Here is a 22,053-nt window from a genome sequence, read left to right on the forward strand (position 1 = left end):
ACATTACGAACTACTGCATCAAAGGTGCCTGTACTTGAGTTGTTGTTCTCAATCGTTACGGTGCCACTTGGTTTTAAATCCTCTGGTCGTTTTCCAATAAAAACATTTGTCACGGTTCCACCAACACCCGTCATCTGTCCATTGTTCTGAACATAGTAAAGGTGGATATTGTAAAGACCGGTTGAGTTTTTATGGTCCGACGCTTTTACATTGACGGTATAGATCCCATTTGCTTGACGGTTGGCTGTATACCAAACAAGATCATCTTGACCACCTATTTCTGACCAGATTGGTACAGACACTGTTCGAACTCCATTTGGCGCCTTAACATTTGAGACTACAACATTAAAGCGACCCGCCATTGTATCATTATTGACAATGCTGATCTTACCGCTTAAGGTACCTTCTGTCGGATCAGCTGCAGGTTTTGCATTCGCTGTAAAGCGACCGGTATAGTCTACACTGTGGTCAAAGAAGTGCTTTCCTGGAAGCAATTCCGCCTGAGAAGTGAACTGCCATGCGCCAGCTTTTCCATTGTAACGCAAACTTTTCGCATCATTTACAGATAGTTTCGGAGAAGGATATTGGGCAACCCAGAAATTCTGAAGACCAAAGTGAGCAGTGTTGACAGGACCTTTCTTGCGAAGGTTGTTTTCATCCAACCAGCTGGCACTAGTGTAGAACATCAAGTTGGTGTAGCCATTTTTACGCATTTCATCCACCCAAGCTTGAGTATTGCGGTTGATATTTGACTGCATCTTAGCATCTTCAAAGTCATTGACCATAAGAGTATTCTTTGGAAGATTCAAACGTTGTGCTGCCGCAATGTAGAATCGTGCTTCTGCACGCGCCGCTTCTTCAGAAGTATAGCGAGAGAAGTGGTAGGTCGATACTTGCAGACCCGCAGCTTGTGCATTGCGAATTTGGTTCTCCGCATTCGGGTTCTTGTACCAAGTGTCTTCTGTCAATTTGACAACGACACCGCCTACGCCCTTATTAGCTAAGGTACGGTAGTCGCCAATACTAATCTCTCCGTTGTGGCTACTCACATCAACGAATGATTTTGGCTGAACTGCCACATCCGTAGAGCGACTAGCTGGAGCGTTTGAACCCGTATTGAAAAAAGTGGTGCTTCCTGCATCAGACTGAAGAGGAGTTTCTTCTGTCTTCTCAGTAGGCGCTACTTCTGTAGATTTTTCTACAGATGGTGTACTACTTTCCGAAACAGTAGTAGTACTCGTAGAAGCCACAGACTGTTCGGTCACATTTGCTGGTGCAACGTAGTTGCTTACGATAGGTGCTGCGGTCTTTTCAGAAACGGCTACTTCTGGTGCTTTTTCAGTTTGCACTTGCTTGCCTTCAGTAATAGCAGTTTCTTTGGAAACCAGCTCATCTGCACTTACTCCTTGAGTAGATGCAGCCATCAATATTGCTGCTCCCGCATAAAAAATAAGATCTTTCTTTTTCATTTAACCTTCTCTTGTATATAAATTTTATACTTTTACCATTTTACCATACGGCATCATTGATGAAAAGTTCTATGATGGCTTTTTTAAAATTAGTTTTATTTTTTTGGAGAATATAAAAGAAGTTCAAACGAACTTCTTTTACTCTCATTTTAAATGGGTTAAGGCTGTCTTTAGGTAGTGACCATCTCGAATTTCCTGGCCAACACGCTTGGCATTGTCCACCAAGTCTTGGTAATCAGTATCTGAAAGATTGTCGATTGTCTCCTTCAAATCATGGAGAGACTCTACTGCAATCCCACAGCCATTCTCTAAGACAAAATGTGAGAGGGCAGATTGTTTCCAAACAACCAGAGGAAAACCTGCTGCTAGGTAAAGAGAAGCTTTATGAGAATTGTTAAAACGCAGATAGTTGCCGTAAGTACCCTGACATGTTTCCGAACTATCCCCATCCCACACTAAGCCAAAACTACCTTCTAGAGCTGCCGGTAGATCATCAGGCATAAAGGCACCAAAGTAAGTGATGTTATTCAAAGCACGACTTTCATCGTACCCAACCCCATAGAGATTATAGGCAGGATTCTCTGGCAAACTATATAGATAGCCTGATTTTGTTGGGTTTAAATTCCCAGCAACAATGATTGCTTGTTCTTTTTGAGGAAGAGACTTTTCTTGAAAATTTGGAATCAAATAATCAAAAATCTCTAAACTAACCATTTTATCAACTGGAAATCCTTGATTAGCTAAAACGCCCTTCATGATGTCATTATGAACAATAATCCCATCCACAGACATCATAGCTTTCTTCTCTTGGAAATAGTTTCTCAATTTATGTCTCAATTTCACTTCAGAGCCTGCTGCATGGCGCAAGGTTTCAATATCGTGAATCAAGAGATAGAATTTCGCTCCCCTTTTTTGTGCCTGCTTGATGAGCTGTGCAATCAAAAATGTATGATGGATAATTGGAAACTGAATGACCAATTCATCCCCTAAACCTAGTTGATCAAACACAGATTTAGTTGCACTATATTTGTGTTGTTGGGCCTTAAAGAAATTCATCTGATACCAGTTGTCAACCTTAATCTCTAATCCCTTATACCCTTCTGAAATCAGAATGGCTTCCACGTCATTTCGCGCCTTACTTCCTGCATTCTTTTCATGTTGATTATGCAGAAATGAATCTTTCAGATAATATCTCACTTTTCTCCCCTTCACTAGACCTATCTCTATATGCTTCCAAGTTCTTTCTCAACGACTTCCAAAGCACGCTCAATGACCACGTGCATGTCGTAGTATTTATAGTCTGCTAGGCGGCCACAGAAGATAACCTTGTCATTTTTAGCAGCTTCTTCTTGGTACTTGGCAAACATGGCGTTGTTCTTTTCATCATTGATTGGGTAGTAGGGCTCATCTCCACGTTTCCAGTCAGCTGGATATTCACGGGTGATGACTGTCTTCGGTTGGGTTCCATATTCGAAATGCTTGTGCTCGATAATCCGAGTATAAGGAATTTCACGCTCGGTATAGTTGACCACGGCATTGCCTTGATAGTTTTCCTCATCCAAGATTTCATGTTCAAATCGCAGGCTGCGGTATTCCAACTCCCCATGTTTGTAGTCAAAGTACTGGTCAATCATCCCTGTAAAGACTACTTTTTCCGCTGATGCTTCCAGCTCTTCACGATTGGCAAAGAAGTCAACCCCAAGCTCTACTTCTACATCGCCCAGCATGTTTTCAATGATGACGTTGTATCCACCGATTGGAATCCCTTGGCAACGATCATTAAAGTAGTTATTATCAAAGGTCAAACGAACTGGGAGGCGTTTGATGATAAATGGTGGAAGGTCTGTTGCAGAGCGTCCCCATTGTTTTTCTGTATAGCCCTTGATCAACTTTTCATAGATATCTGGACCAATTAACTTGATGGCTTGTTCTTCCAAGTTTTTCGGTTCAACATCTTTCATGTCAGCCGTTTGCTCGGCAATCTTATCCTTGACTTCTTGAGGAGTCTTAGTGCCCCACATAGCGTAGAAGGTATTCATGTTGAAAGGAAGGTTGTAAAGACTGCCCTTGTAGTTAGCCACCGGTGAGTTGATATAGTTGTTAAACTCAGCGAACTGGTTGACATAGTCCCACACCTTTTTGTTGGACGTATGGAAAATATGGGCACCATACTTGTGAACATTGATCCCTTCAACTTCTTCACAGTAGATATTCCCACCGACGTGATCGCGCTTGTCAATCACTTTTACTTTTTTACCACGTTTTGTAGCTTCGTGTGCAAAGATTGCGCCAGACAAACCAGCTCCGACGATAAGATAATCGTACATAATCTCTCCTTATTTTTTTATGATACTTTTTAGTTCTTGAAAATCCAAGATTCTTAAGATTAAAACCAAGCCTCCGTAGACTAGGAAGCCAAGTACAGAACATATCAATACATTTACAACAGATGAGAAGTTGATAAAAGTTTTTATAAAATACAAAGCACCATACATCAGGAATGCTGCTAGGAGTATTTTTAGCATGGATGGAAGAATCTTGACTTCTTTTAGATAGTCACTTGTAAAGTATAGTTGGATAAGCCAGACTAAACCTTCTGTTACAACAGAAACGATTGAAGCTCCAATATAGCCTAAAGGCGGTATCAAGATGAGATTTAAGCCTACACTAAAAATAGCTGGAATGGTTGTTGATAGCATAAATTCACGATTTCGATTATGAGGTATCAAAATCTGGATTCCCATAATATTAGTCCATCCGATAAAAAACATCCGAAAGACCATGATGGCAATCGCATAACGAGCATCTTGGAAATCTTGTCCCAAGAAAAATTGAACAAAGTCGTTGTTGACAATCAAAATCCCTGCAATCATTGGAAAAATAACAAGGTTATAAACCAAGAAAGACATTTCATGTAATTTGTTAACTGCTTTTTTATTTCCAGATGAAAGAAGATTAGAAACTCGTGGAAGCATGACACTTCCCAGTGAAGTTACCAAAGTCAACAAAATATTTATCAGTTTAAGAGCTTGATCGTAAATCCCTACATCCTTAGTAGAAGACAAGGCTCCTAGCATAGTACGATCTAGCGTGATATAAAGTGAAATTGCTATTTGAGGTAAAAACAAGAGGACTACCGGTTTGATATGTTGCTTGGCATAGACCAAATCCAGATGAGGTTTGCGAATGTGTTCACGAGCAGGAAGCCACATACTCAGTTGACCCAATAAATCATAGACAACTATAAGAGTTATATACAAATATAAATCAGATGGTTTCTTTACAAAAAGAAAGATTGAAACAACCCCTAGAAGTTTGACCATGGTGTTTCGAGCGGTAATCTTTTTGAAGTCTTCAAGTCCTTGAAAGAGCCAAGAAATATCTAAACCACGAGATAACAAACCAAAGCCTAAAATATAAGCAATTGGATTGTTCATGGAAGGAACCAAGAGACATACTATGATATAGAGACTAATTGCTAAGCAAGTAGCCAGTACCTGCAAACTATAGATCCCCCAGAAGGTCTTAGCTACTTCCTTACGGTTCCCCGAAATTTCCTTGGTCCCATAGTTGGCCACACCCAGCGTTGCTAGCAAGATAAAATAAGTCACAATGGAATTATAGTAGCCATAAGTTCCTAAAGCATCCGACGAGAAGACCCGAGTGATGTAGGGGGTTGTAATGACTGGTAGGACGATGACTAAGAGTTGGTAGGATAGATTGTAGAGGTAGTTTTTAAGCACTTTCATAAATATAGAAAACTTTGCCTTCCTGTTAAATTATCGTTTAATCTTCTTTATTCAATTTCATTATCTGAATTCATGATAAATAAACGACTGATAAATAAGATCAATGGAGAATATCGAAGAACTAACATTTGAGGGTCAAACATGCCATGGATAATCATTACTCCTAAACAGGCAAGTACGATATCTTTTCGAATGGTTACAAAATATTTCATAACTTTAGTAAGAGTCAACAACATGAAGGCACTTACGATTAAGCCATCAATAACCAACAACTGCACAAACGAGCTATCTATGAAATTATAATTACTAGTAAAATTCCCGAAAATATCTAAGAGTGTGAACTTAATATGTTGTCCTAACCAAGATACTCCAAAATTGCGGAAGCCCTCTACACTTAACCGTAGCCGATTATGTGTAAATTGATCTACAAAATGGAATAAATTCCCAGATGAATAAAAACAGAAATATAAGGTAATGATTAAAGCCAAAATAAAACCATATTTTGCTATTGTTTTCATCCAGAAGTGTCCAATAATAAAGTCTTTTTTTATGATTTTCAGACTAAACAACGCATATGTAAGTATTAAAATACTTAAGTAAAATGGACTAGTTGTCGAAGTTTGTTGGTACATATAAATCGTGGCAAAAAGCAAGGAAAGTAATTCCATGTAAGAAATTTTTTTCCCACGAAACATCAGATAACTACACAATGCAAAAAATAATCTTTGTGAAGCAAACGAAACATAATTAAACCCTAGACTAAAACGATAGCCACCATCTGCCCTCATGAACATATTCGAAATCACGCCCATGTTGCTAGCAAAAATCGTCAAAACAAGGACTAGAAATGTGGCAAAAGAGAAAGTTCCTAATAACTTTCTGAAATCTATATCTCTAGCAGAAAAAACAAGTAAAAGAACATTTAAATCAAGTAACCCCTCTCGATTTTTTGCAACTATAAACATAGAAATAATGAACAATACTGCTATTAACAGTTGTTCCCAATGAAATCTAAAGTGATACAAGCTTCTTGGAAGATTCACCAACTCTTTTATCAGAATCATAGCAATTGTGAAATAGAGGACGATCCTATACAATGATAAGGAGCCCTCTAATCTAATAAAATAAGTAGTTGTGACTAATGACGTGACAACAACCCATATAAATAAGGTGATTAAATAAATTTTTTCTGATATAGTACGATTGTTCATCACAATAGTCATCCAACCCTTTCAATCATATAATTAAAAATATTTAAAACTTTACAACTCTCTTTTATCAAATATCAAAGAATTGAACTTACCCTTTTGATTAAAATCTGTATTTTTTTAGAAAAATCACCGTACGATGCATTCTATAATTAAGTGAGAATCTAACGAAAAGATTGATAAAAGGAGTATTTTTTTGTCAAAATAACCATCTCTTTGTTTACACACAATTCTTCAAAATATTGCCGTTTCAAAAGAAGAGGTGTTTTTTTGAACTGAAATATTTTGAATATTACTCATTAGAATAAGAGATTTATTTGATCAACAAATTGTTCATCATGAATGCCCCATATTGACATCAGCTGGTTAACTTTCTCTAATTTTTCCAGTTGATATTTCATTCGATTAGGATTATACTATCCCATAGCAGAAGAGCCCCCTGCCCGAAATATAGACATATTAACAAGTTTGTGAGAATACGATTTTATTGAGACATTCGTATACAGTTCGATTGAAACGAACATCTTCTCCCAATTCATAGGTTTCAAAAACAATTTGATGTGTTTACGATAATAAAAGTATAGAAAAATTCCTGTTGCTGCTAGTATAGAACCTGCATTCAAACGTGCATCACAAAAATGAGTAACAAATCCTGCTAAGGCTAAACCCGAAAAAGTTCTTTGAAAGATAAACTTGTTTCTATAAAGATAGGAAATAACCATATAGATATAAAAACAATGAGAGGCAAAGTCTGTAGGATAAATAAAACCAAAAGAATTCCGAACCACGATACCAGTAGATCTGTATTGAACAAATTGTAAATTAGGAATAATATCAATAGCAGAAAGAAAAACAATCAACAGAACAAAGAATAAACCTAATCCTGCATATAATTTAAGAACACTCTCATATTCGACCTTGTAAAGAACAATAATTAGAAAAATAAACATCGAAGCATTCAGGGTTCCAGTCTTAAAGTAAATCATACATCCTACCAGAAACAAGAGAGGCGCAAAGATGAGAAAAGTCAAAGAGTACTCTTTAAAATAAAGAAAACGAACTCCTAAAAAGGGAATAACATTAGGGATACGAGGCAAGAGAGATGCTAACATCGAAGTGTTAAGCATGTCCATAGATACAACTAATATTAGAACCACTGCCACTAACAGTTTATCGCGTTCTATCTTTGACATTTTTTTCCTTTTCTAATCTCAAGCATCTCATATTTTACTGAAACTTTTTTAATTTTTTAAAACGATAATACAAACCCGGAGTCAAAGATAACATCATGTAAATTGCCTTGTTTTTCAGGCTAATCCGCTTATTTTTCATAACTCTACCTAGGTATGGACGAATTTTTCTTTGAATTCGAGTTATTTCCTCTTTAGAAGAATCAGTTATTAAAATGAAAATGTGAAGACTACCAATGAACAAACGAGCGATGACAGCATCGTCAAGGTTTATATTATCTGAATAGTCCTTCTTGACAACATCCTCCAAATGATTCATAGAATGATAAAAATCGTAGTGCTTACTGTTAAAGTTTGATAGAGTAATACTATTCGGTCTACGATAATAATGGTAGATACCTAAATCAATAATGCAAACTGATTCCACTTCTTTCAAGTAGTCACTAATTACATATAAATCTTCGTAGATTTTCCCTTTTGGATAAGGATATTTTTCTACAATATCTTTGGGAAAGAGTTTAGCCCAGGCAGAGACTGTAGCCATTTTACCATATAGCATTTCTATTAATGTTTCTTCAGAAGAAAGAAGGATAGCTTTCGATAATATTTCCTCATTTAATTGATAATTTTGGTAGGATTCATGATCGTAAGTATCATTGCCTTTCCCTGCGACAATACGAGCGCCTGTTTGTTTCTGAAGTTCCATCAAAAGCTCAAGGGCACAAGGTTCGAAATAGTCATCTGGATCTAGGAAAACGATCCACTCTCCTTTGGCTTTGGCTACACCATAGTTTCTAGCATCTGACAGACCACCATTTTCTTTATGATATGCCGATACCCAGTCATACTCACTTGCATATTGATCGCATAGTTTCCCAGAATCATCCGTGGAACCATCATCAACTAAGATAACTTCAAAATCTTTATAGGTTTGATTGAACAAGCTTTCCATAGCATAGCGAAGATAGGCCTCCACATTGTAAATGGGTACAATTACCGAAATCATATTTTCTTTTCTTTCTCTTACTCAGTTAGATATTTAAATCTCAAATGAACTTTTTTCTGGGAAAAGTTGATTCATGGCTTTTATAAAGTCCACCATTACTTTCTCTTCGTCCTGAACATTGAAACCATCATTGATACACATAATTTTATATTTTCCAGAATTCAATAGTTTCCAAAAATCAGAATCCGCATTATCTAGAGAGAACAAACCTCCCAAGTCAGGATCTGCGACTTCATATTCTCCACTTGCAATCTGCCAGTATTTAAAAAGCCAAACGTTTGTATCAGATGGATTTCTAAACCGACTAGCCGATGTTTTCTCCAAGATGGCAGTTTCTTTCTCCCATACCAACTCCATGGTCGACTTTAAGAGGGGATGCGTCAAATGATTTTCCCAAAAACCACATATAAATTTACTATTTCTATAGAGTAGGCTCTTAACGATATTTTTTAAGCCTTGCTTGAAAGATAAAAATTTGCCATTTTTAAGAATCTCGTCCCTACTAAAATAACTGGTTACAATTTCCATATCGTTTACTTGGAAATGCCCCGTACCGTAACGTTCTGGGACAATCGGTGATAAGGCTGTATTATACTTTGGCAAACCGTCTTCTGAGAAGAAATCCGTTGGTTCAACTGGAGCTGTTAGATAAACATCATCATTAAAAAACACAAAATGTTCAGAGAGTCCAGGAATTCGATGGATATTGCTCTCGATAGGATTCGCAGAAAAAACAGGTAGATATTCCTTACGGATGATATCTGAATGATCGACTAAAACCAATTTTTCGCTAGTAATATTTAACCAAGACGGTTTTTGTTGGTCAGTAACGAGATAGACCTTATTGACCCAAGGAGCAAACTTTTCTACCCCTCTAAACCAGTATTTAAAGGTTCCCCAATCACGATAAGCCTTGATCGAATTCATACTTTTTTTTGAAGTATCTATTGACTTAGAGTATTCAGCCTTTTTAGCTTGCCAAACAGGATCCCCACCGTCTACCCAAATAACAACAAAATCTATTTTATTCATAATCTTAATTTTCTATATCTTATACAAATCTGAGAAATTCTTGATATAACTCTCCAACGAAAATAACTCTTTTTGGCGTTTGACAGATGCTTCACCAAATTGTTTTCTCTTCTCAGTATTGTCATCTAATTCTTGAATAGCCTTAGACAATTCTCCAGGCTGATTCGGTGTAGCAAGAAGACCGTTTTCGCCTTCCTTGACCATCTCACAGACACCACCATGATGGTAACCGACTACTGGTTTGCCACAAGCCATGGCTTCTAGCACGACTGTTGGTAATGGATCTGGATTGGTACTTGGCAAGACAAAGATATCAAACATATTATAGAGTTCTGTCGTCTTGCTATAATAGCCAATTCGTTTGATTTGCCCAGCTACTGGTGAGTCTGAAATAGCTTTTTCCAGCTCATCCACGCGCCACTCTTCCCCCTCAAATGCACTACCTGCTAAAAAGGCTACTGATTTGGGATTGGCTTGTAAGATTGGAGTAACAGCTTCCAGGAAGTCCCCTTGCCCTTTCCAGGCATTCACTCGACCAACCATTCCGATGACCAAAGCATCCTGCACGATCCCAAATTGGTCACGGACAGCACTGGCATCCATCATCTGATAGACAGCATTGTCAACACCATTATAGATGACTTGAACTTGATCATCTTTTACAAAACGAGACTGCTTGACGTGGTTGGCTACAGCATTTGAAACTGTCACAATCGTATCGGCATAGCGCCCCATCAAAAAGTTGATAAAATCTGAAATGGCTTTTGGTTTGACGATAATTTCATGCACATGCCAAATCAAAGGAAGTTTCAACTTCCGCTTGAGGTAAATTCCTTCAAGAACCGCTGTGGTGTTGTTGTGAACAAGGGTAATCCCATTCTCCTTGGCATATTGAGCAATTTGTTTGGAGTAACGGTTATAAGAGCCAAAGTACTCAAGGATTCCTTTTGGATTAAAATATTTTCGGCGTAATATTGGGTAATCAATGACTTTAACCTTAGCACCGACCTCTTCTAAAGCACCCACTAAGACACCGTCATTAGGTAAGATGACATGAGCTTCAAAAGCATCTTTATCCAATCCTTTAATGAGCTCCATCAACACTTTATCAGCACCGTACATTTCGGCACCAGCATGGAGATATAATATTTTCTGCATTTCTAACCTTTAAATACTTTCTCGTAGTCTGTGACAATCTTTTCCCAAGTAAAGGCTTCCGCAATCCGTTGACTTGATTTTTGATTGAGATCTTCGATTGCTTGAGCGTCCAATTGTTCAGTCTGATCAATAACACTTGCCAATTGTTCTTTCTTCCAATAGAGTGCACCGTCTTCACCGACTTCACGGTTAAAGCCAACATCTAACAAGAGGTTGAGTTTAGTAGACTCAAGAGCCTCAAGAAGGGATGGATTAGTACCACCTACCTCATGACCATGGAAGTAAGCGAAGGCATTCTCACGAATGTATTTGAGCAATTCTTGATCATAGACCGTCCCAACAAACTTCACTCGAGAATCTTGATCAAATCCTGTATCCTTACGCAACTGTTCATAGAACTTGTTTTGTTCTACATTGGTAATCAGAACAAAATCTTTTTGGGAGTTTGACTGCATAAAGCCACGAATCATGGCTTCATAGTTGTTTTCCGGTACAAAACGCCCCACGACAAGATAGTAGTTTCCTTCGGAGACTTGCTTATCTGCAAACCACGTCCGTACCTTCTCGTCCTCTTTGTTCAGGATAGACTTGCTTGTATCCGTTCCATAAGCGATATAGGTCGTCTGTGGCTGATACTTAGTGTAAGCCTTTTGAATATAAGCCTCGATATTCTTGCTATCGCAGATCAAAAGATCGGCGTTTTTAACCATGAGTTGTTCAGAAAACTTCCAGTATTTACGGACTGGAAGACTCCATTTCGCACGAAGCCATTCATGTCCATCCGGATTGACCATCAGAGTCCCTCCGATCGCCTTGATTTTCTTCTTGATACCAGCGATAAAAGGGCCGATCCGACATGCCAAAACATAGAAGATAGGGGCTTGATCCTTGTTTTCTTTTGCGATTTCAATAGCTTTATTGAGAGCTGCAATATCATAAGCAATAGCACGTGCAGGACCGATATTAGGGACATCAATGTTGTAGCAAATTGCGCCGTTATGTTCAAAAGTATCTGCAGTAATCCCTGATTTTGCAGAATTCTCCCGCATACATGCCACATAGTACTGAATCTCTCGATCTTGTTGGCACTCTGTCAGCTTTTCGACAAAAGTTTCAAAACCACCATATTTCGCTGGAATTCCCTTAGAACCAACGATATAAACTGACTGTTTCATTTTTCTCCTTACATGGAAAGGACGAAGCAGGAATTTCCTACTTCGCTCCATCTCGTTTAAATACAACTTTGATCGTTTTCAGCAAGATTTTAATATCTGACCAGATGGTCCAGTCATCGATATAGGACACATCTAAGCGAACCACTTCATCAAAGTCTGTAATTTCGCTACGTCCACTCACTTGCCAAAGCCCTGTAATTCCAGGTTTGAAACTCAAACGACGTTTTTGTTCTGGAGTATACTTCTCATACTCATCCACTGTTGGAGGACGGGTTCCAACTAGGCTCATATCACCTTTTAGGACATTAAAGAATTGGGGTAGCTCATCCAGACTGGTCTTGCGGATAAAGCGGCCAATCGGCGTGATCCGAGGGTCATTGTCCATTTTGAACATGCCACCGGTCATGGTGTTTTGATCCATCAATTCTTTTTTCCGCTCCTCTGCATCGACATACATTGAACGGAACTTATAAAATTTGAAATAGCGGCCATTTTTCCCGACCCGCTTTTGGGCGAAAATAGCCGGTCCTCCATCCTTGCGAATCAAGGGCACCAATACAATCGCCACCAAGCCGCATAGGAGCAAGCCCACCAAAGAACCACATATATCAATTACACGTTTCGCGGTCACATGGCTAGGTTTGTAGAAGTTGGTCGAGAAGGTGACAACATTGAGGCCAGCTACTTCGCGAATTCGTTTGTTGCCGGCAAAGTTTAAATCAAAAGCATTGAGGTTGACGGTAACGTCGATCCCCATGGTCTCAAATTGTGAAACATACTCCCCAATTTCATACTCTTCACTTGGAAGATTGAGAAATACTTCATCTACCACTTCATAGGTCGCATAGGCCAACAGGTCTTCCTTTGGAACAACCTGAACAAAGGGGTGTTGAAAGTCTGGCCGGTCTAATACTGTCACCGCGACCACTTCCCCACCGCTATCATTTGACGAAAGAAGTCGATCCAGGACTTTATCCAGACGAGAATTCGCTGTAATCAAGAGAATCTTGTGACTTCCTTTGAGACTGTAATAGAAGCGACGCCAATACCGTTTAATGAAGTAATTCATTAAATAAAGGACAAGAGTCAGAAGAAACAGAAAATAAATCATCCCCCGGCGGGAGAGGGAGAACTTCTCCTCCAAAAAGAAGCTCGAAAAACTGATGGCTAACGCGAAGCACAAGCTGTATTTCAAAGTTTGTAAGAATTCAACTAGATGCCCACGTTTAAAATAATCTTGGTTGTAATCGCTGACGTAGAAGGCTACGAAATGCAATAAATACAGATAGAAAATTGTATTAGAGTGGATTTCTGTCTCTGTCACAAAACTAAACAAATAAGCCACAACTAAGACTGGTAAGCTTTGGACAAAGGCCAAAGCAAATTTGTGAAATCCCCTTCCTTCTGTCATAATATCCCGATCCTATTCTTTATCTTTTTCTCCCGTAATTGCCATAGTTCCCGTAATTACCATAGGAACCATATTTTTCTAATTGAATATCAAATTTATTGAGGACCACTCCTAGGAATGGTGTCCCCGTCTGCTCTAGTTGCTCTTTGGCCTTTTGAACAGCCTTGCGACTAACAGCTCCTGCCGCTGTCACAATCAAGCTACCATCACAGCGTTGAGCAATAATCGCCGCATCAATCACCATCCCAATTGGTGGGGTGTCGACAACGATATAGTCATAGTGATTGCGGAGCGCCTCAATGATGACCTCGAAGTTTTTACTTTGCAAGAGACCCGTTGGATTTGGAGAAACCTGCCCTGACAGGAGCACATCCAGTTTTGGATAATCTGTCGTCGCAATTGCTTGCGAAATCTCACTCTTCCCAGAAAGTACTTCTGTCAAACCAGCAACACGACCTTGGCTCTTGAAGACACCTGTCATGACCGAGTTACGGATATCCGCATCGATCAACAAGGTACGATAGCCCGCACGCGCAAAGGCTGTCGCCAAATTCGTAGAAATGGTTGATTTTCCTTCGTTTGGTTGCACAGATGAGATGGCAACGACCTTAATATTGGTCCCACTCAACTGAATATTGGTACTCAAGGCATTAAAATACTCTTCAGCCTGAGTCATCGCTGCTAATTTGCTTTTTACAATTTCTAAGGTTGCCATGAATTCTCCCTCTTACAGTTTCTTCACACTAGGGATCACACCTAATAGAGTGATGCCCATCACTTCTTCGACATCTTCTGGTTTCTTCACACGGTCATCCAATACCTCTGACAAGATCACCAGGATGGAAATCAAGACACCCCCAAGGACAAAGCCAATAACGACATTTCGCTTAATATTTGGTGAAGAAGGGTTTTGCGGTACGACAGCCTCATCCAAAGTCGTCACGTCAGATACCTTGGTTACAGCGATAATTTTTTCGGCCGCTACATCTTTCAATCCATTCGCGATACGAGCTGCTTCTTGTGGATCTGGGTCTGAGGCTGTGATGGACAAAATCCGAGTATCCGCTGGAACTGCCACTGAGACTTTCTTAGCAAGCTCTGCTGGAGTCATTTCCAACTTCAACTCTTCAATAGCCTGGTTCAAGACATTTTGAGAAAGAATAATCTCGCGATAGTCTTTAACCAAGTAGGATCCCGCTTGAAGATCTTGGTTGGTCAAGGCATTGTTTTCTTGGTTCTGACGGCTGACCACATAGATACGACTGGTACTTTGGTAGATTTTCTTCGCCACAAATGCGCTGTACCCTAGGGCACCAATCGCAAATAGCAAGGCCGTAATCAGAATTGAGAATTTACGACGCCATAAGGTTTTAAAGAGGGAGACCACATCCAATTCGATCTCTTTGCTCTCTTGGTTTTTCATATTCACTTTCTCCTTTTCAATCCCCGTGATGGAACTTGATTGTTAAAATAATTCGTTATCCAGTAATGCTTGTTGATTTTCAATAAAGAGGGCACGCGCTCGGTTACTTCCGTAACGTTTTTCAATCAACTGATAAGCCTGGTCCATGTATGGAGGGCGCTGATCAACATTGTGCATATCGCTGGCAACAAAATGGACCAAGTCCTTGTCCAAGAAATATTGGGCACGATGTTTCATGAACTTGTAGCGATCGCCAAACAATTTAGGCTTGAGCACACTCGAACTATTGATTTGGGTATAGCATCCCATTCGGATCAATTCCCGCACCCGTTTTTCATTCTTTTCCAAACAGTGGTACCGTTCAATATGGGCAACTACCGGAGTCACTCCTAAGCGCAAGACCGCACTTAAGGCTTGATGAATCTCCTTGTAGGGCGTTGCCATACTAAACTCGATCAAGGCAAAGCTGGTTTCAGCAAGCGTTGGAATAGTCCCAGCTTCCAGTTTTTCAAGAATATCTCGCGTATAATAGATTTCTGCTCCAAAATGCAAGGTCATTTCCGGTAGATAGGTCGCCACCATCTCTTTTACTGCTAAGTAGTTTTGATAGATCTTTTCTTCTGGGGTTTCAAACATCCCTTTCCGACGATGGGACGTCGAAACGATGGTTCGGACCCCTTGACGGTAGCTTTCCTCGATGAGGAGTTTGCTATCCTCAATCGTCTTTGGTCCATCATCCACATCAAAGACAATGTGTGAATGAATATCAATCATTGTTTTTTCCTTCCATGGTTTGGTTTATCTTTTCTTTGGCTTGTGCCACGCTATCAGCATTCAACTCCATCATGTAAAGAGCAGATCCTGGCATCGCATATGAAGGCAAGTCATTTCGTCCTTGTCCAGTGACAGCTTGTGAAGTCACCTTGTAGCTTCCACCAGTCTCCAACTGTGTATTGACCAAATTCATAATGGTTGGCAAGGGCATATTGGTTTGCAAGGAATCTTGTAAACCAGAAACGATTTCGTTGTAATTGCTCAATGCTTTGGTCGATGTTAATTTATGGATAATGGCTGCGATGACTTTTTCTTGGTTCTTCCCACGGTCGTTGTCTCCACCTTCGAGAGAGTAGCGTTCACGGACAAAGCCAAGAGCTTGTTCCGAATCCAAATGGACTTTTCCTACAGGGAAGTGGTAGTTCCCGTGTAGACTTGTAAACTCTTGATCATTTTCTACATCAATCCCTCCGACGAGGTCGACAAGCTTTAAGAAAGAAGTGAAATTCAAGCGGACATAGTAGTCAATCTTGATGTCGTACAGATTTTCTAAGGTATGAATAGACGCATCTACTCCGTAAATCCCAGCGTGGGTCAATTTATCCCCTTGGTTGTTCCCACCATCTGCGATCGGTACATAGGCGTCACGCGGAGTCGTGGTCAGCAAGACTTGCTTGGTCTTTCGATTGACCGTCATGATAATATTGACATCAGATCGAGAAACCGAAGTGACTGGGCCATAGGTGTCAATCCCACTGACATAGATGTTAAAGGTATCCGCATTGGCATCCGCCTTTGCCTTGGTTTCCACTTGGCGACGGATCTTGTAAGAATAGATTTTCTTTAATTTTTTCGCGTAGTCAGCATCCACACTGGCAATGGTATCTTCAAAGGTACTATTCAAAGCAATGGCTTGTGTCTTATCTTCTTGTAGGGCCTGGTAGGCTGCCACGTAAGATTCCACATCTTCGATGGTCAAGTCATGCTGGCGCGTTTTCTTCACTTCCTCTACCAAGGCTAGAAGATCATCTGCATTATTATTCCCCGTAGGCGCTGCTACACTGCTGATTTCTTTGATATCTTGGATTGGACTATCTGCTTTGACATAGACAGCCATTTCAAATTCCGTATAGTTGGCATTTCGGTTCACATTTCCAGCGACATCGACCAATTGCTGGGTAACAAATGTCCCCACGGAGGTCCCTAGCAAGCCTAAAACCAATAAAAATAGCGTCGTCTTTTTAGCCTTGCCTGCAAGGATCAAACCCAAGGTTAAAAAAAGTCCGCCAATTAACAATACCGTCACAAGAATATTCAAATAACGGAAAGCTAGGATATTGTAGCTAAAGACATTATAAAGAAAGAGCCCAGCTACAAGTAGCGTTAAAACCCAGAGACCACTATTTACAATGCGTAGCTGATCCCAACCGCTTGTTCTATTTGAATGTTTGTTTTTTCTACTTCGATTCATTTTATCCCCCATACTATTTTCTTAAATATTATAACATAAAATTGGCCTACAGATCAGAATCTATGCCCATTTCTCCACTATTAATTTTATACTATTCCTAACTTTCTGTACAGTAACATAAGAAAAAATGAGCAAATAAAAAAGGTGAGTTTCCTCACCTTTTTTATAGGTTTATACTTTATCTTTTGAGGTTGAACTTGTATCTGAATCCTTGCTAGTCGAAGAATCACTCTTTGAAGAATTGCTTCCTTTACGAGTTTCAGCTCCATCAGCAGAGTATTCGTTTACAAAGATTTCCTTACGTAGTTCAAGGAAGCTTTCATCACTAAGGATATAACGCCCTTCTTTGGTTTTTGTCAATTCCAAAGTGTACTCACGTGGTTCGATGTACCCAAAATCTTCGTTCAAACGATCAAAGGCATAGTAGAACAAGAAGTTGTTCAATAAAGACAAACGTTTTTCCAGATCTGGATCTGTGTTGTCTTCTAATTTTTTAACATCTTCAATTCCGTTTTCAAACAGACTAGATTTTGCGCGGTTGATCAAGTTAGCCAAGTCACGTGTTGCAATTGCACGAGATTTGAAGGTAACCGTCGCAATATCTCCTTCGTCTTCAACCTTGGTGATTTCATAGTCATCACCGATCGTTGCTAACACTTTGAAACGAGCTTGGTCAAACAATTCCAAGATTTTTTCTGGAGTGAATGTTTCAGTTGTGAGTTCAAGTGTGTAGTTTTCTGCTGGTAAATATTTTGATGCATTTTCATCGACAAATTTTTCGGTGATTTGTTTTTTCCACTTGTCAACTGATGTACCCATCAAAGTTGTGAAACCAGAAGAATGATCTGTAAAGATGGCACGAAGAATAATATCCCCATCTTTTTCAATTTGTTTTTTTGTCTTTTCTTCTTTTGATTCACTAGATTGTTCTACTTTATCCTCTTTAGTTTGAGGTTTTTCAACAACTGGTTTTGATGAACAAGCTACTAACATCAATAAACAGGCTGGTAAAACACCATATTTTACAAGCTTTTTCATAAGTTCTCCTTATTTTTTATAGATTATGTTCATTATATCAAAAATTACCCTTTGAGAATTCTCAGATAAGTGTATGTAAACAAATTGTAATATTTCATTACACACTTCACACTAACAAGCCCTCCTTCCCCTAAGAAGGGCTCAATTCGCCTATAACATTGGTGCAAACAACTGCATAATCTCTTTGATCAAATGCTGGTACCAGGTAATCCGGAAAGTGTCTAGCTTGATTTGCTGAGATACAGAGAAAATCTCTCCAAAGTCCGCTCGGATCTTGGTCAATTCTGGACTTCGATACATCCAGACAGCATTCTCATAGTGGTGTACTAGGCTCCGATAGTCAAAGTTGATGGTCCCGACTACTGCGACTTCATCGTCGGCCAATACTTGCTTGCTATGGATAAAGCCTGGAGTGTATTCATAGATTTTCACCCCTGCTTCCATGAGGTCTGGATAAGCCCCTCGTGTAACGATTTGGATCAGTTTTTTATCTGGAATGAAAGGAGTCACGATGCGTACATCGACCCCTCGTAGAGCCGCATTTCGAATATCTTCTGTCAAATCATAATCAATGATTAGATAAGGGGTCGTAATGTAGACATAATCCGTCGCCTGATTGATGATATTCTGATAAACAGACTTACCAACTTGGGACTTGTAGATGGGTTTAGGGCCGCTACCAAAGGGAATATAGAAGCCTTCACCCTCTACCGCTTGGTTTTCCATATGGTATTTATCAAAATCTTCAATTTCCCCCTGGTTGATGTACCAGTTCATGAGAAAGAGCCGCGTCAAGGCCTTAACCGCTCGACCATCTAAGCGCACTGCACTATCCTTCCAATGACCGAAGCGCTCTATCTGATTGATATACTCATCCGCTAGGTTAACCCCACCTGTATAGCCAATCTGACCATCAATGACCAAGATCTTGCGGTGGTCTCGATTGTTATAAGCCACCGTCAATCGTGGCACCACCTTGTTGAACTTATGGGCGTCAATGCCTAATTTTCGCAAGCGTCTGGTGTAGTTCCCCTTCAGGGTCGCCATACAGCCGATATCATCGTAGAGCAATTTCACCTCTACCCCTTCTTTAACCTTTTCAAGTAGGATATCTAGGATACTATTCCACATCAGGCCTTCCTCGATGATGTAGAATTCGAGAAAGATAAATTTCTTAGCTGAGCGCAAATCCTCCAACAATTGCGGGAGCATCTGATCCCCTAGCGGGAAGAAAGTCGAAGCCGTCCCGTTGTACAGGTCTGCATTGTGGTCAATGGATAGAATAGACTTGACCATCCCATAGACGCTCTTACTCTCTTCTTTCAACTGGAGGCGAAGCTCGTGGCTATTATCCTCACGGAAATTCATGGATTCCATATTTTCCAACTGGACCATTTCTTTTTTGGACAGACGCCGCTCCCCAAACATGAGGTAAAGAAGGGAACCAAAAACGGGGATGACGGCAATTAAGAGCCAGGTCACCTTGCTCTCTGGAGGCATATTCCGGTTAACAATCGCCAAAATGGTCGAGATATACAAGAGGACCATGATGGTGACAGACATCCAATTGGGGAACCATTCATTTAGCCAAAAGAAGGCTGCAAAGGACAACCAGAGTTCAAACCCCATAAAGAGGATACTGAACCCATATTTGGACATTAACAATCGAATTTTTCGAAAACTCACCCTCGTTCTCCTTCTTTTCTAATCCCTACTAGTATACCAGTTCTAAGAAGGGAGCGCAAACCCGATAAAATGAAAAAAAAGGCTGGGACAAAAGTCCTAGCCTCTCAATTGTCTTTGGATTATCGAGCAAGACGCAGTGGTTGAGTGGGCTCTACCACGCTGATTTCATCAGCTTTTACAGCCCTACTCAACTGTGCGGAGGTGGGACGACGAAATCGAATTCTAACGAATTACCAATTTCTGTCCCACTCTCACTTCTGCTATTTTATTGCTTGGTCAAAACAATCGTATCATCATCATAGAGCTCTTGGTCAAAGTCTTCCAGAGTCAATTGTTGCCCCTCTAGTCGATAGCGGTAGGCATCATCTCCAATGATAATCGACTGGTTGGCAGCATCTAGTTTCACTGGCTTGATTTCTTGTTCTCCGTCAGGCTCCACAGCTGTCCAAGTTCCTGTATTTCCTGTGACAACTAAGGTAATCTGGTCCGCTTCATCTACCCCTTTGTAGGTTCCATCAATATTACCTTGAGTCACTTGAGTGTTTGTAGTATTTAAACTAGATGAATTTGAGCTTCCATCAGAAGAACTTCCTTGTGTATTTGTTGTCTTTGCTTCGGAATCAGTCACCTGAATATTAGACTGTGAAGAAGATGGTGTTTGCTGATTCGAACACGCTCCAAGTAGGAGGACTGTAGCTGTTGCCAATAAAGCAGTCACTTTCTTTGCCATTGATGGTCTCCTTTCGCGCCAACCTTTTAAGGGACTTCCCCGTTTATTTGTGGCTCACCTTTAGTATACGATAGAGTCTGTTTTTGGTCAATCTTTATGATTGAGCGTTGAATACCATCGCCTATAAAGGGTTCTTTCCTTGCTCCAATAGATAAGCGCGAACTTCCGAAATAAAGTAAAGAGAACCGGTGACAAAGAGCACCTCTTGATCATCTTGTCGGCTATAAAAATCTTGCAAATAATCTCTGAAATCCGCCACATAAGGATATCCTAAGCCATCCGCCTCTTGGACCACTTCCCCATAAGCAAAGGTCGTCACCGTCAAGTCCGCCTCCGGCAAGTCGCTTGCAAAGATCTCCAACATCCCTTGGTAATCCTTGCGTTTTAAAGCACCAAAGAGGATCTTCACGCGCTTATCTGAAAAGGTATGGGCATATTCGACCAAGCGATGGATGGCATGGGGGTTATGAGCGCCATCTAGATAGACGCCCTGGTCAAAATTCTCCAGACGTCCCGGCCAGCTAGTCGCTTGCAAAGCCTCCCGAACACCGTTTTCATCGACCGCCAGACCTCTCTGCTCCATGAAGAGGAGAAAGGCTTCAAGAGCCACCGCAGCATTCTCTTCCTGATAAGCTCCTTTGAGCCCAATTTTTAGTGAGTCAAACCGATGGTGTGCATCTTGGAAGACGCCCTTCACCAGTTGGAAATCTTCTCCATAGCGAGCTAGCGGGCAGCCTGTTGCCTGGGCCTTTTCTATGCAGACACGCTCAGCCTCTTTAGCCAGTGGACCGATAACAGCCGGCTTCCCGGCTTTAAAGATTCCAGCTTTTTGCCTAGCAATGGCCTCTAGGCTTCCTCCCAAGGTCTCCTGATGATCCAGCCCTACTGAGGTGATCACTGCTACCTCTCCTGTGATGACATTGGTCGTATCAAGGAGGCCTCCGATCCCAACCTCGATCAAGGCCAGGTCTACTTTTTGTTCATGGAAATACAAAAAGGCCAAGAGGGTGATGATCTCAAAGTAAGAGAGTTGGTCGTGGGTCTCGAGAAGCTGAGACTCCATCGCTTGGATGCTCTGACCCAAGCGAATCAGATCTTGATCCGAAATTGGTTGCCCATTGATACAAATCCGATCATGCATACTAACGATATGTGGAGAAGTAAAGGTCCCTACTTTCAGACCATGCTGTTGGAATAGTTGGCGCATAAACGCAATGGTTGAGCCCTTCCCGTTAGTCCCCGTCACATGGATCATCGGAACAGCTTCATGAGGATCCCCTAAGAGCTTTACAGCCTGTTGCATCCGCCCCAAGCCTGAACGAAAATTGAGTCCAATTCGGCTATTCATCCATTCTTCAATTTGATTCATTTCTTTCTCCTAAAAGAAAAGAGCGATCAAGCCTTCTTGCTGGCTCACGCTCTGCTATTTCTTTGGTTTCTTATTTCACTTCCAATATTTTTAAAAGCTGGGCTAAAAACATCCACTGGACTTACTTGCGGTCCTTGTTTCTAGCGCAAGGGTAAAAATGTCCC

General features: G+C 40.5%; 19 protein-coding genes. All 19 read right to left on the reverse strand.

All coding sequences use genetic code 11. The features are described from left to right. The coding region (locus tag RCH62_RS00200; protein WP_306474348.1) for a GH25 family lysozyme at positions 1 to 1,469 on the reverse strand (1,469 nt) is incomplete at its 3' end. 144 nt (positions 1,470 to 1,613) lie between these two features. Further along, the gene (locus RCH62_RS00205; RefSeq protein WP_125335091.1) at positions 1,614 to 2,666 is read right to left on the reverse strand and encodes a sugar transferase; all 1,053 of its coding nucleotides are present in this window, start codon (positions 2,664 to 2,666) and stop codon (positions 1,614 to 1,616) included. 26 nt (positions 2,667 to 2,692) lie between these two features. Further along, positions 2,693 to 3,796, reverse strand: a complete 1,104-nt coding sequence (glf, locus tag RCH62_RS00210) for a UDP-galactopyranose mutase (RefSeq protein ID WP_048690202.1) — start codon at positions 3,794 to 3,796, stop codon at positions 2,693 to 2,695. Positions 3,797 to 3,805: 9 nt separating this feature from the next. Beyond that, on the reverse strand, positions 3,806 to 5,218 hold the full coding sequence (locus RCH62_RS00215) for a flippase (protein WP_048690204.1): 1,413 nt from the start codon (positions 5,216 to 5,218) through the stop codon (positions 3,806 to 3,808). Positions 5,219 to 5,265: 47 nt separating this feature from the next. Beyond that, positions 5,266 to 6,441 (reverse strand): polymerase, encoded by a 1,176-nt coding sequence (locus RCH62_RS00220; protein ID WP_172605106.1) that lies wholly within the window; start codon positions 6,439 to 6,441, stop codon positions 5,266 to 5,268. A 401-nt stretch (positions 6,442 to 6,842) separates the two neighbouring features. Further along, positions 6,843 to 7,619, reverse strand: a complete 777-nt coding sequence (locus tag RCH62_RS00225) for a hypothetical protein (RefSeq protein ID WP_061564478.1) — start codon at positions 7,617 to 7,619, stop codon at positions 6,843 to 6,845. Between the two features lie 34 nt (positions 7,620 to 7,653). Continuing rightward, the gene (locus RCH62_RS00230; protein WP_125329281.1) at positions 7,654 to 8,622 is read right to left on the reverse strand and encodes a glycosyltransferase family 2 protein; all 969 of its coding nucleotides are present in this window, start codon (positions 8,620 to 8,622) and stop codon (positions 7,654 to 7,656) included. 33 nt (positions 8,623 to 8,655) lie between these two features. Continuing rightward, positions 8,656 to 9,654 carry a Stealth CR1 domain-containing protein gene (locus tag RCH62_RS00235; protein ID WP_061564480.1) on the reverse strand — a complete coding sequence of 333 codons (999 nt, stop codon included), beginning with the start codon at positions 9,652 to 9,654 and terminating at the stop codon, positions 8,656 to 8,658. Between the two features lie 12 nt (positions 9,655 to 9,666). Further along, the gene (locus tag RCH62_RS00240; protein ID WP_195611651.1) at positions 9,667 to 10,812 is read right to left on the reverse strand and encodes a glycosyltransferase family 4 protein; all 1,146 of its coding nucleotides are present in this window, start codon (positions 10,810 to 10,812) and stop codon (positions 9,667 to 9,669) included. Between the two features lie 2 nt (positions 10,813 to 10,814). Continuing rightward, positions 10,815 to 11,987: a beta 1-4 rhamnosyltransferase Cps2T gene (gene cps2T / locus RCH62_RS00245; protein ID WP_061564482.1), complete on the reverse strand. Its 1,173-nt coding sequence runs from the start codon at positions 11,985 to 11,987 to the stop codon at positions 10,815 to 10,817. A 37-nt stretch (positions 11,988 to 12,024) separates the two neighbouring features. Then, on the reverse strand, positions 12,025 to 13,398 hold the full coding sequence (locus RCH62_RS00250) for a sugar transferase (protein ID WP_048690217.1): 1,374 nt from the start codon (positions 13,396 to 13,398) through the stop codon (positions 12,025 to 12,027). A 19-nt stretch (positions 13,399 to 13,417) separates the two neighbouring features. After that, positions 13,418 to 14,113 carry a tyrosine-protein kinase gene (locus tag RCH62_RS00255; protein ID WP_048789884.1) on the reverse strand — a complete coding sequence of 232 codons (696 nt, stop codon included), beginning with the start codon at positions 14,111 to 14,113 and terminating at the stop codon, positions 13,418 to 13,420. A gap of 12 nt (positions 14,114 to 14,125) precedes the next feature. Further along, on the reverse strand, positions 14,126 to 14,821 hold the full coding sequence (locus tag RCH62_RS00260; protein ID WP_048690221.1) for a Wzz/FepE/Etk N-terminal domain-containing protein: 696 nt from the start codon (positions 14,819 to 14,821) through the stop codon (positions 14,126 to 14,128). 42 nt (positions 14,822 to 14,863) lie between these two features. Beyond that, the gene (gene cps4B, locus RCH62_RS00265; protein WP_306474349.1) at positions 14,864 to 15,595 is read right to left on the reverse strand and encodes a capsular polysaccharide biosynthesis protein Cps4B; all 732 of its coding nucleotides are present in this window, start codon (positions 15,593 to 15,595) and stop codon (positions 14,864 to 14,866) included. Beyond that, entirely contained in the window at positions 15,588 to 17,078 is a 1,491-nt protein-coding gene (locus RCH62_RS00270) for an LCP family protein (protein WP_125329282.1), read from the reverse strand. The genes cps4B and RCH62_RS00270 overlap by 8 nt, the downstream gene beginning before the upstream one ends. A gap of 159 nt (positions 17,079 to 17,237) precedes the next feature. After that, positions 17,238 to 18,104, reverse strand: coding sequence for a hypothetical protein (locus RCH62_RS00275; protein WP_061564486.1), 867 nt, complete (start codon positions 18,102 to 18,104; stop codon positions 17,238 to 17,240). A 150-nt stretch (positions 18,105 to 18,254) separates the two neighbouring features. Then, positions 18,255 to 19,790 (reverse strand): cardiolipin synthase, encoded by a 1,536-nt coding sequence (gene cls, locus RCH62_RS00280; RefSeq protein ID WP_306474350.1) that lies wholly within the window; start codon positions 19,788 to 19,790, stop codon positions 18,255 to 18,257. A 265-nt stretch (positions 19,791 to 20,055) separates the two neighbouring features. Then, complete coding sequence (locus tag RCH62_RS00285; protein WP_048789888.1) at positions 20,056 to 20,520, reverse strand: SP_0198 family lipoprotein; 465 nt, start codon at positions 20,518 to 20,520, stop codon at positions 20,056 to 20,058. Between the two features lie 121 nt (positions 20,521 to 20,641). Next, positions 20,642 to 21,889 (reverse strand): folylpolyglutamate synthase/dihydrofolate synthase family protein, encoded by a 1,248-nt coding sequence (locus RCH62_RS00290; RefSeq protein WP_306474351.1) that lies wholly within the window; start codon positions 21,887 to 21,889, stop codon positions 20,642 to 20,644. Positions 21,890 to 22,053 lie beyond the last annotated feature (164 nt).

It is taken from the genome of Streptococcus sp., assembly GCF_030825805.1.
Taxonomy (GTDB): Bacteria; Bacillota; Bacilli; order Lactobacillales; family Streptococcaceae; genus Streptococcus.

Bases quoted from the DNA above. Each gene is read 5' to 3' on its own strand.
- RCH62_RS00260 (WP_048690221.1), bottom strand. From the start codon at position 14,821: ATGAAAAACCAAGAGAGCAAAGAGATCGAATTGGATGTGGTCTCCCTC.
- RCH62_RS00285 (WP_048789888.1), bottom strand. From the start codon at position 20,520: ATGGCAAAGAAAGTGACTGCTTTATTGGCAACAGCTACAGTCCTCCTA.
- cps4B (WP_306474349.1), bottom strand. From the start codon at position 15,595: ATGATTGATATTCATTCACACATTGTCTTTGATGTGGATGATGGACCA.
- RCH62_RS00255 (WP_048789884.1), bottom strand. From the start codon at position 14,113: ATGGCAACCTTAGAAATTGTAAAAAGCAAATTAGCAGCGATGACTCAG.
- RCH62_RS00215 (WP_048690204.1), bottom strand. From the start codon at position 5,218: ATGAAAGTGCTTAAAAACTACCTCTACAATCTATCCTACCAACTCTTA.
- RCH62_RS00250 (WP_048690217.1), bottom strand. From the start codon at position 13,398: ATGACAGAAGGAAGGGGATTTCACAAATTTGCTTTGGCCTTTGTCCAA.
- RCH62_RS00270 (WP_125329282.1), bottom strand. From the start codon at position 17,078: ATGGGGGATAAAATGAATCGAAGTAGAAAAAACAAACATTCAAATAGA.
- RCH62_RS00225 (WP_061564478.1), bottom strand. From the start codon at position 7,619: ATGTCAAAGATAGAACGCGATAAACTGTTAGTGGCAGTGGTTCTAATA.
- glf (WP_048690202.1), bottom strand. From the start codon at position 3,796: ATGTACGATTATCTTATCGTCGGAGCTGGTTTGTCTGGCGCAATCTTT.
- cps2T (WP_061564482.1), bottom strand. From the start codon at position 11,987: ATGAAACAGTCAGTTTATATCGTTGGTTCTAAGGGAATTCCAGCGAAA.
- RCH62_RS00290 (WP_306474351.1), bottom strand. From the start codon at position 21,889: ATGAATCAAATTGAAGAATGGATGAATAGCCGAATTGGACTCAATTTT.
- RCH62_RS00230 (WP_125329281.1), bottom strand. From the start codon at position 8,622: ATGATTTCGGTAATTGTACCCATTTACAATGTGGAGGCCTATCTTCGC.
- RCH62_RS00220 (WP_172605106.1), bottom strand. From the start codon at position 6,441: ATGACTATTGTGATGAACAATCGTACTATATCAGAAAAAATTTATTTA.
- RCH62_RS00275 (WP_061564486.1), bottom strand. From the start codon at position 18,104: ATGAAAAAGCTTGTAAAATATGGTGTTTTACCAGCCTGTTTATTGATG.
- RCH62_RS00240 (WP_195611651.1), bottom strand. From the start codon at position 10,812: ATGCAGAAAATATTATATCTCCATGCTGGTGCCGAAATGTACGGTGCT.
- RCH62_RS00235 (WP_061564480.1), bottom strand. From the start codon at position 9,654: ATGAATAAAATAGATTTTGTTGTTATTTGGGTAGACGGTGGGGATCCT.